13 protein-coding genes are annotated in these 15055 nt (G+C 34.7%); 12 read left to right on the top strand and 1 reads right to left on the bottom strand.

Annotated elements, in window-relative coordinates; all coding sequences use genetic code 11:
• From ftsH to ABTV69_RS13580, 7 genes are all read left to right on the top strand, one after another.
• The gene (gene ftsH, locus ABTV69_RS13610) at positions 1-1926 is read left to right on the top strand and encodes an ATP-dependent zinc metalloprotease FtsH (protein ID WP_433829602.1); all 1926 of its coding nucleotides are present in this window, start codon (positions 1-3) and stop codon (positions 1924-1926) included.
• Between the two features lie 116 nt (positions 1927-2042).
• The gene (locus ABTV69_RS13605; RefSeq protein WP_433829600.1) at positions 2043-2648 is read left to right on the top strand and encodes a lactate utilization protein B/C; all 606 of its coding nucleotides are present in this window, start codon (positions 2043-2045) and stop codon (positions 2646-2648) included.
• A 1-nt stretch (position 2649) separates the two neighbouring features.
• A complete protein-coding gene (locus ABTV69_RS13600; protein WP_433829598.1) occupies positions 2650-3540 on the top strand; it encodes a phosphatidate cytidylyltransferase in 891 nt (296 codons plus the stop codon).
• Entirely contained in the window at positions 3530-4183 is a 654-nt protein-coding gene (locus tag ABTV69_RS13595; RefSeq protein WP_433829596.1) for a phosphatidylserine decarboxylase family protein, read from the top strand. The genes ABTV69_RS13600 and ABTV69_RS13595 overlap by 11 nt, the downstream gene beginning before the upstream one ends.
• Positions 4184-4453 carry an acyl-CoA-binding protein gene (locus tag ABTV69_RS13590; RefSeq protein WP_433829594.1) on the top strand — a complete coding sequence of 90 codons (270 nt, stop codon included), beginning with the start codon at positions 4184-4186 and terminating at the stop codon, positions 4451-4453.
• Between the two features lie 7 nt (positions 4454-4460).
• A complete protein-coding gene (locus ABTV69_RS13585; RefSeq protein ID WP_433829592.1) occupies positions 4461-5240 on the top strand; it encodes a superoxide dismutase in 780 nt (259 codons plus the stop codon).
• 66 nt (positions 5241-5306) lie between these two features.
• A complete protein-coding gene (locus ABTV69_RS13580; RefSeq protein WP_433829590.1) occupies positions 5307-6365 on the top strand; it encodes a glycoside hydrolase family 130 protein in 1059 nt (352 codons plus the stop codon).
• Between the two features lie 60 nt (positions 6366-6425).
• Here ABTV69_RS13580 and ABTV69_RS13575 read toward each other — a convergent pair whose 3' ends face one another.
• Positions 6426-8297: an alpha-amylase family protein gene (locus ABTV69_RS13575; protein WP_433829588.1), complete on the bottom strand. Its 1872-nt coding sequence runs from the start codon at positions 8295-8297 to the stop codon at positions 6426-6428.
• A gap of 285 nt (positions 8298-8582) precedes the next feature.
• Between ABTV69_RS13575 and ABTV69_RS13570 the strand changes: the two genes are divergently transcribed.
• The 5 genes from ABTV69_RS13570 (at position 8583) to ABTV69_RS13550 (ending at position 14845) form a co-directional block, all read left to right on the top strand.
• Complete coding sequence (locus tag ABTV69_RS13570; protein ID WP_433829586.1) at positions 8583-10289, top strand: OstA-like protein; 1707 nt, start codon at positions 8583-8585, stop codon at positions 10287-10289.
• 128 nt (positions 10290-10417) lie between these two features.
• Positions 10418-11611 (top strand): aspartate aminotransferase family protein, encoded by a 1194-nt coding sequence (locus ABTV69_RS13565; RefSeq protein ID WP_433829585.1) that lies wholly within the window; start codon positions 10418-10420, stop codon positions 11609-11611.
• Positions 11612-11887: 276 nt separating this feature from the next.
• Positions 11888-13282 (top strand): tetratricopeptide repeat protein, encoded by a 1395-nt coding sequence (locus tag ABTV69_RS13560; RefSeq protein WP_433829583.1) that lies wholly within the window; start codon positions 11888-11890, stop codon positions 13280-13282.
• Between the two features lie 2 nt (positions 13283-13284).
• Entirely contained in the window at positions 13285-14037 is a 753-nt protein-coding gene (locus tag ABTV69_RS13555) for a shikimate dehydrogenase family protein (protein ID WP_433829581.1), read from the top strand.
• A gap of 55 nt (positions 14038-14092) precedes the next feature.
• A complete protein-coding gene (locus tag ABTV69_RS13550; protein WP_433829579.1) occupies positions 14093-14845 on the top strand; it encodes a lipid A phosphoethanolamine transferase in 753 nt (250 codons plus the stop codon).
• Positions 14846-15055 lie beyond the last annotated feature (210 nt).

Raw genomic sequence — 15055 nt, 5'->3', positions numbered from 1 at the left:
ATGGCTAAAGATAATAATCCAAATCCGAATAAATTTAAAATAAGTCCTTGGTTAATATACACCGCAATACTTTTAGTTTTTTTATTCATAAGTTTTGCCACAGGAGGATCAAGCTTAAGCGAACCTGCCCAATTAACATCTTCTAAATTCAATACGCTTTTAGAAAAAGGCCAAATTGAAAAAGTAATTGTTTTTAACAAAGCAGAAGCTGAAGTATACTTAAATGCTGCCGCTCTTAAAGACCCAGCAAATAAAAAAGTAGCTGAAGATATTTTCAAACAACCAAACAAAGGTCCACACTATACTTTGGAAATTGGTAACGACCAAATCTTTCAGACTAAATTAGAAAAAGCAGTTACTGAGGGCAAATTAAAAGATTTTAACTTCCTTCAAAAAAACAACTGGAGCGATATTTTAATCAGCTTGCTTCCTATCATCATCATTGTTGGTGTATGGATCTTCATTATGCGTAAAATGTCTGGCGGAGGTGCTGGAGGCGGCGGACAGATTTTCAATATTGGAAAATCTAAAGCGAAACTTTTTGACGAAAAGACAGATATCAAAACTACGTTTAAAGATGTTGCTGGTTTAGAAGGTGCTAAAGAAGAAATTCAAGAAATTGTTGAATTCCTTAAAAACCCAGAAAAATATACAAACTTAGGAGGTAAAATCCCGAAAGGAGCTTTACTTGTAGGGCCTCCGGGAACTGGTAAAACTTTATTAGCAAAAGCTGTTGCTGGTGAAGCACAAGTGCCTTTCTTCTCTTTATCAGGTTCTGATTTCGTAGAAATGTTTGTAGGAGTTGGTGCATCTCGTGTACGTGACTTATTCAAACAAGCAAAAGAAAAATCTCCTGCTATCATTTTCATCGACGAGATTGATGCTGTTGGTAGAGCAAGAGGAAAAAGCAACATGTCTGGCGGAAACGACGAGAGAGAAAATACTTTGAACCAATTACTAACAGAAATGGACGGTTTTGGTACAAACTCTAACGTAATTGTTTTGGCTGCAACAAATAGAGCTGACGTTTTAGATAAAGCTTTAATGCGTGCTGGACGTTTTGACAGACAAATTTTTGTTGACTTACCAGATATTCGCGAAAGAGCTGAAATCTTCAAAGTTCACTTAGCTCCTATCAAAAAAGTTGAAGGTCTTGATTTAGATTTCTTAGCAAAACAAACTCCAGGTTTCTCTGGTGCTGATATCGCTAACGTTTGTAACGAAGCTGCATTAATTGCTGCAAGAAACAACAAAGCTGCAGTTGACAGACAAGATTTCCTTGATGCTGTAGATAGAATTATTGGTGGTCTAGAAAAGAAAAACAAAATTATCACTCCAGAAGAGAAAAGAGCAATCGCTATTCACGAAGCTGGTCACGCTACTGTAAGCTGGATGTTAGAACATGCTGCTCCACTTATTAAGGTAACAATTGTTCCTCGTGGACAAAGTTTAGGTGCTGCTTGGTACTTGCCAGAAGAAAGACAAATCGTTAGAACAGATCAAATGTTAGACGAAATGTGTGCTACTATGGGAGGTAGAGCTGCTGAAAAAGTAACTTTCGACAGAATCTCAACTGGTGCCTTGAGCGACTTAGAAAAAGTAACGCGTCAAGCTCGTGCTATGGTAACGATTTACGGATTGAACGATAAAATTGGTAACGTTACGTACTACGATTCAACTGGACAAAGCGAATATAATTTCTCTAAACCATATTCTGACGAAACAGCAAAAATTATTGATGCTGAAATTTCAGAGTTAATCGAAGGTCAATACCAGAGAGCAATTCAGATTTTAGAAGAAAACAAAGACAAATTAAATCAACTTGCTGATATTCTGATTGAAAAAGAAGTTATCTTTAAAGATGATTTAGAAAACATATTCGGAAAACGTACTTTTGACAAAAATTTAGAAGAAGTAGTTTCATAAATAATTACGAAAAACGTAATAAATTTTCAAAATCTTAATTCAAAAGTCCCTTTTGAATTAAGATTTTTTTATCTTTGAACGTTTTCAATTAACATGTAAAGCATTTCATATAAAAAATGAATTTTTTCAAAAAAATATTTGGCTCTAGTGAAGCCGCTTCTGACGAAGAGAACGAAAGCGAATATGCAGGTTCTTCTGCGCAGAACAGTCATTTATCTTTAGACGAGCAATTTATTTTCAACTTCAAAAAAAATGGAGGTAAATTCTTGTACTGCGAAAACATGGAAGAAGTTGCCGAGCAGTTTGAAAACATTTTAGAGGAAAATGATTGGTTCGAAAATGAAGTTTTATGCTACGAACCAGGCTTGTTTAGATTATTGGAAGAAAATAAATTATTCTATATTGCTCCAACAAAACCTAGATTCTTATTATCAAGCTGTGAAAACCTTATAGCCGATGAAGGCTCTATTTTGTTTTCATCAAAACAAATCAGACAAAATAAACCAAACGAATTACCTGCTAATATTGTCATTATAGCAACCACAAGCCAAATCCTTCCAATGAAAAGCGACGGATTGAGCGCTATAAAACGCAAATACGAAAGAGACATCCCTACTAATATCACTACAATAAAATATTTCGAAAAAGCCAAAGACGAAGATTTTACGCAATACGGAAGTGTCGCAAAAAATCTTTATTTATTGCTTTTAGAAGACCTTTAAGATGAACGAAACACTGAAGAGGGCCATTTCTGGCGCTGTTTATATCGCTTTATTACTAACTTCGATATTGTTTTCTACAGAAAGCTTCATTACTCTTTTTGGCGTTTTCCTGATTATTACGATATATGAGTTTTCTAATATCGTGAACCTGAACAAAGTATTTTCTATTCTCTTTGGAACTTTAGTTTACGCAGCAATTATACTGGTAAGTCATTACAACAAACAAACCAGCCAATTTTTTAACGATAACTTTAATGCAAACATTAGTTTAGAAACTAATATCAAACAGCTTGACTTAGTTCTTCTAGCCGTTACTATTGTGGTTTCTATAAAATGCATCATTTTCTTATTCTACGATTCAGTTCAAAAAATAAGCACTTCTTCAAAGTATTTATATCTACTGGGATATATTACACTTCCTTTTGTATTTATTGTAAAAATCTCTTTTGGTACGAACGATTATAATCCGAAGATTATTTTAGGCTTATTTGTTTTAATTTGGACCAATGATACTTTCGCTTATTTAGTTGGAAAATCAATGGGAAAACACAAATTATTTGAGCGTGTTTCTCCTAAAAAAACAATCGAAGGATTTATTGGGGGTGTTGTTTTTGCCGCTTTTGCTGGATTTTTGATTTCTAAACTCTACATCCAGCCTAAACCTGAATTTAGCAGTAAATCGATTTTAATCTGGACCATTATTGCATTAATTGTGAGTATTTTCGGAACTATTGGAGACTTAATAGAGTCCAAATTCAAACGAATTGCTGGAGTAAAAGATAGCGGTTCGATAATGCCGGGACATGGAGGTATTTTAGATCGATTAGATAGTGTTATATTTGTAGCACCAATTATATTTTTATTTTATCAAATTTTATATTATGTTTCATAAAGAAGGAGGCCCGTCCATTTTATTAGGTACTGTATTTACAGTAGCTGTACTTTTAATTGCTGATAAATTCATTGATATTGCCTGGCTGAGAATGCTTGTTCAATTCGCAGCGGTTGTGATTTTAATTATCATTTTACAATTCTTCAGAAATCCGAAGAGAATTGCAATTAAAAACAGTGATCACATCCTAGCTCCAGTTGATGGAAAAGTGGTGGTTATTGAAGAAGTTTATGAAGGAGAGTATTTTAAAGATAAACGCTTACAGGTTTCTATTTTTATGTCACCAATCAATGTGCACGTAACACGTTACGCAATGGATGGTATCATTAAATTTAGCAAATATCACCCTGGGAAATTCCTAGTTGCTTGGCATCCAAAAGCAAGTGAAGAAAACGAAAGAACTACAGTAGTAATCGAAAATGAAACTTTTGGTGCTATTTTATACAGGCAAATTGCAGGTGCTTTGGCTCGTAGAATTGTAAACTACGCTAAAGAAGGAATGCAGGTTGTTCAAGGAACTGATGCTGGTTTCATTAAATTTGGATCAAGAGTAGATTTATTTTTACCTTTAGGTACACCAATCAATGTAGAATTAAATCAAAAAGCAATTGGTGGAAAAACAATTATTGCTACAAAGGCATAAATGGCTGATAAAGATTTAGATATTCGCTTTAATAAAGCTGTAGAGGTTGCAATGACAATGACTCAGGCTTCACTGCCACAAGACGTGCAGCTAAGACTTTACGCTTTTTACAAACAGGCTACTTTTGGAACGGCTGTTTACAATCAATCTGAAAATTTTGATTTAAGAGACGCTTTTAAAACTAATGCTTGGATGCAGATTAGCCATATGTCTATCGATGAAGCCAAAGAAAATTATATTGAGATCATCAATTCATTAACATCAAAATAAAAACATTATGAAGAAAAACGTTGTTCTTTTCAGCACTTTAGCTTCATTTTTACTATTGTTTTCCTGTAAAGAAGACAAGCTGACAGAAGTAGTTGAAGTTCCTCTTCCAACAAAAGAAGAGAAAATCACTATTGGCTCACCAAATGATGTTAAAGCCGATCCAGGCTCTTTTGAAATGACAAAACTGCCATTTAATTATGACGGTCTTGCTCCCGGCATTAGAACTCTAACTTTAGAAACGCATTATTCAAAACACTATTTATCGTACACAAACGCTTTTAATAAAGAAATTGTTTCGACTGAATATGAAAATATGCCAATTGAGGATATTTTGAAAAAGTTAGATTTAAGCAATGCAAAGCTTCGCCAAAATGCAGGTGGTTATTACAATCATACGCTTTACTTTAATATTTTAACTCCAAAAGAGCAAACACCAAAAGATACGCTTGCGGGTTCTATTAATAAAGAATTTGGTTCTTTTAATAACTTAACGAATCAATTTAAAGCGCAATCAGAAAAACAGTTTGGTTCTGGATGGGTTTGGCTAGTTGTAGATCGATATGGTAAATTGCAAATTACTACAACAGACAATCAAGATAATCCGTTGATGAAAAACGCTTTGATTCCTGGAACTCCAATTATGGGAATTGATCTTTGGGAGCATGCCTATTACTTAGATTACCAAAACCGAAAAGGCAGTTATATTGATGCTTTTTACCAACATATAAACTGGGAAAAAGTAAATGAATATTATGTTGAAGCCCTCAAAAAGGTTAAAAAAGTATAGAAAAAAAAGCTGATGCAAGTAAGTATCAGCTTTTTTTTATACCTTTTAAGTACTTAAATGAAGATCATGAAAGACATTGCCAATCGTTTCGCAGAAAATCCTTTATTATCTCCCACTGATTTACCTCCAAGCAGAGAAGGTCTCGAAATTACTTGCTTATTAAATCCTGGCGTATTTCAGTTTCAAAACAAAATCTGGCTGGCGGTACGTGTTGCCGAAAGGCCAAAACAAATTGAAAACATTATTTCATTTCCAATTTTAACTGAAGCTGGCACCATACAAATTATTGAAATTTTAAAAGATCATCCCGAACTTATAGCAACAGATGCACGTGTAATCAATTATCAAGGAATTGATTATTTGACTACTTTATCACACATTCGACTATTGTGCAGCGAAGATGGCAAACAATTTTATGAACCTGAAGATTATCCGCATTTGGTTGGCGAAGGAATACTAGAAACTTTTGGAATTGAAGATTGCCGCGTTTCTCATATTGATGGAAAATATTATCTCACTTTTACTTCTGTTTCCCCAAGCGGTGTTGGCGTTGGCTTAAGAACCACGACCGATTGGAAGAGTTTCGAAAAACACGGATTGATATTTCCGCCACACAATAAAGATTGCGCCATTTTTGAAGAAAAAATAAACGGGTTATTTTACGCTTTACACCGACCAAGCAGCGTGGATATTGGCGGAAATTACATTTGGATTGCTTCTTCACCGGATGGAATTCATTGGGGAAACCACAAATGCATCATCAAAACCCGAAAAGAGAGTTGGGACAGCAAAAGAGTTGGCGCTGGAGCGGCGCCGATAAAAACAGATTTAGGCTGGCTCGAAATTTATCATGGAGCCAACGAGTTCCATCAATATTGTTTAGGCGCTTTTTTATTAGATTTAGAAGATCCAACAAAAGTGATTTCAAGAACCGAAACGCCAATCATGTTTCCCAAAACGAATTATGAATTAAGTGGTTTCTTTGGGAATGTTGTATTTACAAACGGCCATATTATCGAACCTGACGGCGATACTATCACGGTTTATTATGGTGCTTCAGATGAATTTGTCTGCGGTGCTCAATTTTCTATTAGAGAAATTCTTTCGTTGCTTAAAAGGGTTTAAAAACAAAAAAACTTGCTTAGATATTTCTAAACAAGTTTTTCTCTTTTATAATCAAAACTTTTATTTCAACTCTAAAATCAAAGATTCTGAAGGCTGAATTGAAATTTTGGCCTCTCCTTCTCCATTCTGAATTTTTAATACGAATGTTTTATCATGATACAATTGCTCTTTTAAGTGATATTCTCCATCTTTTAAATTCCATTTTGAAATAAGTGACGAAGGAATTTTCAAATCAAATTCACTTCCCTTCTCAGAAGAAAAATTAGCAATGACAAGCAATTTCTGACTTTCTGACCAACGTGCATACGAATACAATAAAGCATCATATCCTTCTCCATTATGTCTGTTTGCTGATTGAATTTCTTCAAAACTTCCCATCAAAGCAGAACTATTAATTGTAAAGTTTAATAAACGCTTGTAGAAATCACGAAGTTCTTTTTCAGGAGCAGAAAGCTGTCCGCCATCAAACTTACCGTCGTTCATCCAACGCTGATGATTTGGAACTCCGATATAATCAAAAATTGAGGTTCTTGAGCGTTTTCCAAATCCTGCATCTTCATTTCCTGCCTCTCCTACTTCTTGCCCGAAATAAATCATGGTTGGCGAAGTACTGATGGTTGCCGAAACCACCATTAAAGGCTTTCCTCTTTCAGGTGTTCCTGCAAATTCTGGACTCGCCAAACGCTGCTCATCATGATTATCTAAGAAATGAAGCATATGGTGCTCAATATCCGACATTCCGTTTTGGATTTTCGTTAATTCGTCAGGCGAAGATTTTCCGCGAATTACATCTTTCAGCTTATCATACGTTTCTACTTTATCATACAAATAATCCATTTTTCCCAAACGAATATAATTGCGATACTCATTCGGATTATAAACTTCAGCCAACAAAAAGGCATTCGGATTTTTCATTTTGATTGATGAGTTCATATAACTCCAAAATTCGTATGGCACCATTTCTGCCATATCGTAACGGAATCCGTCAACTCCCTTTGCCGTCCAATACAAAGCTATATCTCTAAACTTTTTCCAAGAATCTGGAACATCTTTATCTTGCCAAAAAGCAAAATGCTCTTGATATGACTTCTGCTCAAAACCAGCAGGAAGTTCAGGAAAATCTTTAGTTCCGTCGGGACGCACACCATAATTTACTTTTACCGTTTCGTACCAATCGTTTTGGTCTGGTTTAAATTTTCGAGAACCATTTCCTGTCCATTTTGCAGGGTTTTCATCAAACTTACCATCAATAAGCGGATTTTTTTCTCCATTTAACGGAATATCACCATCAGGAATTTCAAAATGTTGTCTCGGAATATAATAGAAGTTATTGTTTCGCTTATATTCAACCGTTACATCATCGTCTGCACCAAAATCTTTGACACCGACAGGATTTGATTTTCCTTCATACTTTCTCGCAATATGATTTGGAACAATATCAATAATCACTTTCAAACCTGCATTATGGGTACGTTTTATCAAGGCTTCAAATTCTTCTAAACGTTTTGCAGGATCTACAGCCAAATCTGGATTTACGTTATAATAATCTTTTACTGCATAAGGAGAACCTGCACGGCCTTTTACTACTTCTGGATCATCGTTTGAAATTCCGTACGCTGTATAATCGCGCACCAATGCATGATGCGGAACACCAGTATACCAAATATACGTAACACCTAAATCTTTTATTTCGTGAAGCGCTTTGTCTGTAAAATCATTAAACTTTCCAACTCCATTTTCTTCAATTGTTCCCCACGGTTTGTTGGTCGTATTCTTATTTCCAAAAAGGCGTGTAAAAACTTGATAAACCACAACTTTCTTTTCTGTCGCAGTTGGCTCTTTTGCTGTACTCATTTTTAAATCTTTTGTTTTACAGGCTGAAAATAGTACAGTTAATGTAATTCCGGCTGCGATTATTCTTTTACTTATCATATATTTTTAAACTATTCTTCTACTTTCTTAATTCTAATCCTCACCAAAGCATTAAAACCAATTTCTAAATGTAGCTCATTTTTTAGAACCTAAGACATTCTCTTTCCAAAATGCCTTGGTGTAAATTCAAAATACGGCAACTACAACGTGAGAGTTGTGTGTTTTGTTGAAAAAATAAATCATGTTGAACTTGGTAATCGAACTGTTAGCCACTTATTATAAATTAATCCTAATATCGGCCACAGGTTCTAACCTTTTTTATAAATTTGACAAAAATTTAATCAGTTGAAGAAATCACTCTTTTTCATATTTTGTTGTCTGTTTCTTAGCGTACAATTTATTGCTGCGCAGGCCAAAAAAACCGCACAAACTCCTAAAACCATTGTGGTCGAAAATGCTGACTGGTCGTCAGTCGATCAAAATGCCGTACCAGATGCGCTTTTACTTACCGGAAATGTAAAAGTGAATCATGACGGTGTGGTATTGACTTGCAACAAAGCGTATTTTTTTCAAAAAGAAAATTATTTAAAAGCATTTGGAAATGTACAATTAGTACAGGGCGATACTTTATTCCTGAATAGCAAATATGCGGAATATAGCGGGAATGAGAAAAAAGCTTTTGCCACAGGAAATGCCGTTTTAACTTCTCCTGATGCCACTTTGCAGACGGACACCATTAATTTTGACAGAAATACCCAAGAAGCTTTTTACAATACAAAGGGTACTATTATCAATAAAGACAATACTTTAGTAAGCAAATCTGGAAGATATTATGTAAAAGAAAAGAAATTCCAATTTTTGACTGAAGTTACCATTAAGAATCCGAAATATGTGATCAAATCAAATCATTTGGATTATTATAGCAATTCTGGCCACACTTATCTTCTTGGGCCGTCGACTATTACAAGTAAAGCCAATTACATTTATACCGAAAAAGGTTTTTATGACACGAAGAAAAACTTAGCGCACTTTCTGCGAAGGTCGTACATCAGATATGACGATCGGCTTATAGAGGGCGACAGTTTATACTACAATCGAAATATTGAATTTGCTTCGGCAACACGAAATGTAAAAATTACCGATTCGATCAATAAAGGAATTGTAAAAGGGCATTATGCAGAGCTATACAAACTGAAAGATTCGATGTTTGTAACCAAAAGAGCTGTGGCAATTAATTTAGTCGAAAACGACTCCGTTTACATTCACGGAAAAAAATTGATGGTAACAGGAAAAGAAGGCGAACGAATTCTGCGTGCTTTTAATAATGTTCGTTTCTATAAAACAGATATGAGCGGTAAGTGTGATTCTATACATTCGAATTCTAAAACGGCTTTGACTAAATTGATTGGAAATCCGATTCTTTGGAATGGCGATAATCAGATTACGGGAGACGTAATGCACTTAATCGGAGACAATAAAACAAGGAAAATCGACTCTTTAAAAGTCTTAAACAATACTTTTGTCCTCTCCAAGGATACGCTCGGAACTGGTTACAATCAGGTCAAGGGAATAAATTTGTTCGGAAAGTTCCGGGATGGAAAACTGCACGATGTTGATGTCATTAAAAATACAGAAGTAGTTTATTACATGCGAAATGATGCAAATGAACTAATCGGAATCAATAAAAATGTTAGCAGTAAAATCAATATGATATTGGAAAACAATGCTGTTGAAACGATTACGTTTTTCAATAAAGTTGATGGAGATATTTATCCCGAAGACGAACTTCCCGAAAATGCTCGTAAACTACGAGGGATGAAGTGGCGAGGTGATGAAAGGATAAAATCAAAAGACGATATTTTTACCGCAGAGGATAATGAACTGAATGAAAAATTAATTAAAGAAGGAAAAGAACAGGAAGAAAAAGGCAAAAACATCCCGATGAAAGTCAGGAAAGAAACGCTGAATTACGACAAGAAAAATCCAAAACCTGCTGTAAAAACAGAGCAAAAGACAGAACCGAAAACAGAATCTAAGACTAAAAGCAAATAGTTTTTTTAGTCGCCAGTCGCGGTCGCAGTTTACAGTCCTTTGATAATTGCTAATTCAAGAAACTTAACTTAACCGTAAAGTTAAAGACCTTAAAACCTCAGTACCTTTGCTACTTTGAACCTTAAAAAATGAATCCAGATTTTATAAAATACCAAGCGCAAACTTCTCCTTATCCACTCGGAATGGAAGTTTCGCACGCCATTGGCTCTTACATATACGATACAAACGATAAAAAATATCTAGATTTTGTTGCCGGAGTTTCGGCTTGTACTTTAGGACATCAGCATCCTAGAGTAAATCAGGCGATAAAAGATCAGTTGGACAAATATTCGCACGTAATGGTTTACGGAGAATATTCGCAAAGTCCAGCCGTTCAGTACTGCAAATTAATGGCTTCTCTGCTTCCAGAATCTTTAAACAAAACCTATTTGGTAAATTCGGGTACAGAAGCAATAGAAGGCTCTTTAAAATTGGCTAAACGAGTTACAGGCCGCAGTCAGCTTATTTCTTGCCACAACGCTTATCACGGAAACACAATGGGTTCTATGAGTGTAATGGGATTTGAAGAACGCAAACAAGCTTTTAGACCTTTGCTCCCAGATGTTGATTTTATCACTTTCAATAACGAAGAAGATCTCCAAAAAATAACCACAAGAACAGCAGCTATTCTTTTGGAAACTATTCAAGGCGGCGCTGGTTTTATTCAGCCAGAAAACAATTTTCTTCAAAAAGTTCGTAAACGTTGTGATGAGGTTGGCGCTTTGATGATTGTTGACGAAATTCAGCCAGGATTTGGTAGAACAGGAAAACTTTTTGGTTTCCAGAACTATGATGTTGTTCCAGATATCGTGGTTATGGGTAAAGGAATGGGCGGCGGAATGCCTGTGGGCGCTTTTACTGCTGCTGCCGAAAAAATGGATCTTTTAACAGAAAACCCAAAATTAGGACATATTACGACTTTTGGAGGTCACCCTGTCATTGCGTCAGCTTGCTTAGCTACTTTGCAAGAATTAACTGAAACAAATTTAATGGCAGAAACCTTAGAAAAGGAAAAACTCTTCAGATCGCTTTTGGTACATCCTTTGATTACAGAAGTTAGAGGAAAAGGATTAATGCTTGCTGCAATGACAGAATCGGCAGACATTACAAACGAAGTCATTTTAACCTGTCAAGACAGAGGACTTATTTTATTCTGGCTTTTATTTGAAGGATGCGCCATACGAATTACTCCTCCTTTAACCATTTCTGAAGACGAAATTAAAGAAGGATGTGCGATTATTCTAGAGGTTATGGACGAAATAATGAAGAAGAGAAACAGCTAAAATTCAAAATTATTTTTAAACTATTTTGAACGTTGTTTACGTAAAAAAGGCAGAAATTAATACTTCCTTTCTATTTCGAAAAAGTCTTCCAATTCAAATAAAAAAATGACAAAACCGAAGTTAACCCCTTAAGAATAAAGGAGATTTCTTCCCAAAATAGAATAAAAAACGCTATATATTGTTAATTAAATTGTTCAAAACAATTAATTTCTTATCCTTACAACAATTATATGGTTGCCTAAATTTATAACAGGCTAATTTCAAATTATACGAAGTATGCAATTAAGCAACGAAGAAGAAGATTATAACCTATCCCTATCTAAATTTGAGTCGATGTTAAAAACTAACAAAGTACTCTTTTTTGATTCTGAAGAATTCGAAGAAATCATTCTTCATTATTTAGACATAGGTAAGGCTAATTTAGCAAAAAAGGCCTTAAAACTTGCTTTAGACCAACATCCAAAATCTACAGGCTTAAAATTAGTACAAGTAGAAATGCTGGTTTATGATGATAAACTCGATATCGCTGAAAAGCTTTTGAATGAGTTGTACGCAATTGAACCTAACAACGAGGAAATCTATATCCAGAAAGCCAATATCTGTTCAAAAAGAGACCAGCACGAAAAAGCAGTAGAATTACTGAAAATCGCGCTTCAATACACTGATGATTATGCTGATGTGTACAACTTGATCGGAATGGAATATCTTTTTATGGATAATCTCGAGCTGGCAAAGGAGAGTTTTATCAAATGTCTTGAAGAAGACTTAGAAGATCAATCTGCTCTTTATAACGTGGTGTATTGTTTTGAATTTTTGGACCAAAATCAGGAAGCTATTGTCTATTTAAACGATTACATCAACAGAAACCCTTACAGCGAAATTGCTTGGCATCAGCTTGGACGCTTGCATTATGGCGTAAAAGAATACGAAGAAGCAATTCGCGCATTTGATTATGCAACGCTAATTGATGATGAATTTTTGGGTGCTTTTATGGAAAAAGCAAAAGCTTATGAGCGCCTAAAAAAATACAATGAAGCAATTGAAAGCTATAATAGAACCATCGAATTGGACGATGCCACTTCGTATGCCCTACTTCGAATAGGAAAATGTTATGAAAAACTTGGAAATTTAGCGAAAGCGATTCAATATTATAACCAAACGGTACACGAAGATCCGCTTTTAGACAAAGGTTGGATTGCGATTACCGATTTTCACCTTCGCCAGAAAAACTATCAAAAAGCATTGTTTTTTGTAAATAAAGCTTTGGCGATCGACAATCAGAATCGTTTGTACTGGAAAAGATATGCGACAATCAACAAACAAATGAATTTCTTTGAAGAAGCCGAATTTGGTTTTAGAAAAGCGGTTGAATTTGGAGATTATGCATTAGATACTTGGTTATACTGGGTTGATATCCTTCAGTTTTTAGGAGAATTCGAAACGGCTATTCAAACTTTATTGCAAGCTTCAGAATATTTCCCAGAAGAAAATGAAATCGAATATCGTTTGGCAGGATTGTATTTTATGATTCAAGACAATACAAAAGCTAAATTTCACTTAAGCAATGGTTTACGCCTAAACTTTGACAATTACATCTTAATTGAAGATTTGTTTCCTGTTGTTTGGGCAAAAAAAATGGTTAAAAATTACATAGAAAAACATCGTAAATAAGAATGGTTGATATTTTATTAAGAAGACGTTTTGGATTATTAGGACGCAACATAAGCTACTCTTTTTCAAAAGGTTATTTTACAGAGAAATTTAATAATGAAGTTTTTGCTGGTAACAGCTACGAGAATTTTGACATTTCTGAAATTAATTACTTCACAGAATTAATTAAAAACAATCCTGATTTAAAAGGATTAAATGTTACGATTCCGTACAAAGAGCAAGTTATTCCTTTCTTGGATAAACTATCAAAAAAAGCCGCTCTAATTGGCGCTGTCAATACCATTAAATTTACCAAAAACGGTAAACTAAAAGGATACAATACAGACTATTACGGATTTAAAAAATCGCTAAAGCCATTACTAGAGCCGCATCATAAAAAAGCGCTTATTTTGGGAACAGGCGGAGCATCGAAAGGCGTTGCTTTTGCTTTAGACGAATTGGATATTCCGTACACTTTTGTTTCTAGAGAGGCAAAAGAAAATATCATTGACTATGATTTGATTAACGCTACAACATTTGACAATTTTCAAATCATAATCAATTGCACACCAGTTGGAACAAGCCCGAATGTTGACGCTTGTCCAAATTTACCGTATGAGTTTTTTACAGAAAAACATATTGCGTACGATTTAATCTATAATCCGGCGGAAACTACCTTCTTGCGAAGAGCAAAAGAAATGGGAGCTGTCATTAAAAATGGGCACGATATGCTTATTTTTCAAGCTGAAAAAGCTTGGAAGATCTGGAACAAATAAAAAATAAAATGTTAAAGTAATTTTTGTAAATTAGTCTACTCATTTGCAAATAGTTATGAAGAAACATTTACTTTACTTTAGCATTTTTTTTCTTATTACATTTCTTGCATCGGCCCAGGACGAAGATATAGACAGAAGCAATAGTCCGTTTGCTGAACCCCGGTATCACTACTTTCTACAGACTATCTTATTATACAACGAATATTTAGACACCAAGAACGGTTCGTTTAACACCACAAATTTGCGCGTTTTACAACCAATAGGAAACAAAGCTTGGAACCTAAGATTCGATTTGCCTTTAATTTCAACCAACTCTAATTCCATCAATCAAACTGGACTTGGTGATGTTGGTGCTGGACTAAGCTTTATCCCGTATTTCAAAAAAAATAACGGAATTGGCCTTAGAACCCGCGTTATCTCAAATTCTGCCTCAGATCCGAGTTTTGGCTCTGGAAAATGGGTCGTAATTCCAGCTGGTATTTTTGCAAAATACTTCAAGCAAAAGAAATTTTTATGGATTGCAACTCTTGAACATTCGCAAAGTTTTGCGGGATCAAGCAACCGAAGCGATGTTAGCGTAACACTCTTAGAGAACAACTTGCTTTGGTTTTTTGGCAAAAATTGGATTGCTACAGACGTAGCTTTTAGATATAATTACGTTTTAGATGGTTTTCAAAACAATGCTTTCATGGAATTTGGCAGAAAGATCACTCCAACAAATTTAGTTTATGTACACCCCAGCGCAGCTTTTGGCGGTGAAAAATCATACAATTTTGGTATGGAGGTTGGTCTGTTGATTCTATTTTAATTTAAAGAATAGCAATACAAGCTCTAAAAAATTAGATTATTTGGAGTCTTTTATAAATACAATACCGATTTCGAATTTATACATCTTGCAGTAATTCATCAAAAATAGATCCAACATTACTAGGAAATATGCAGAAAGAATAGGAAATTCGTCGTATAATACAGCATAAACAAAGGATTTATTTTGTATTTAGAAACACCTTTACTATCT

This window comes from Flavobacterium anhuiense, assembly GCF_050990855.1.
In the GTDB taxonomy this organism is placed as follows: domain Bacteria; phylum Bacteroidota; class Bacteroidia; order Flavobacteriales; family Flavobacteriaceae; genus Flavobacterium; species Flavobacterium anhuiense_C.
Note: the sequence above shows the minus strand (reverse complement) of the source record. Positions and strands in the feature narration are given on the sequence as shown.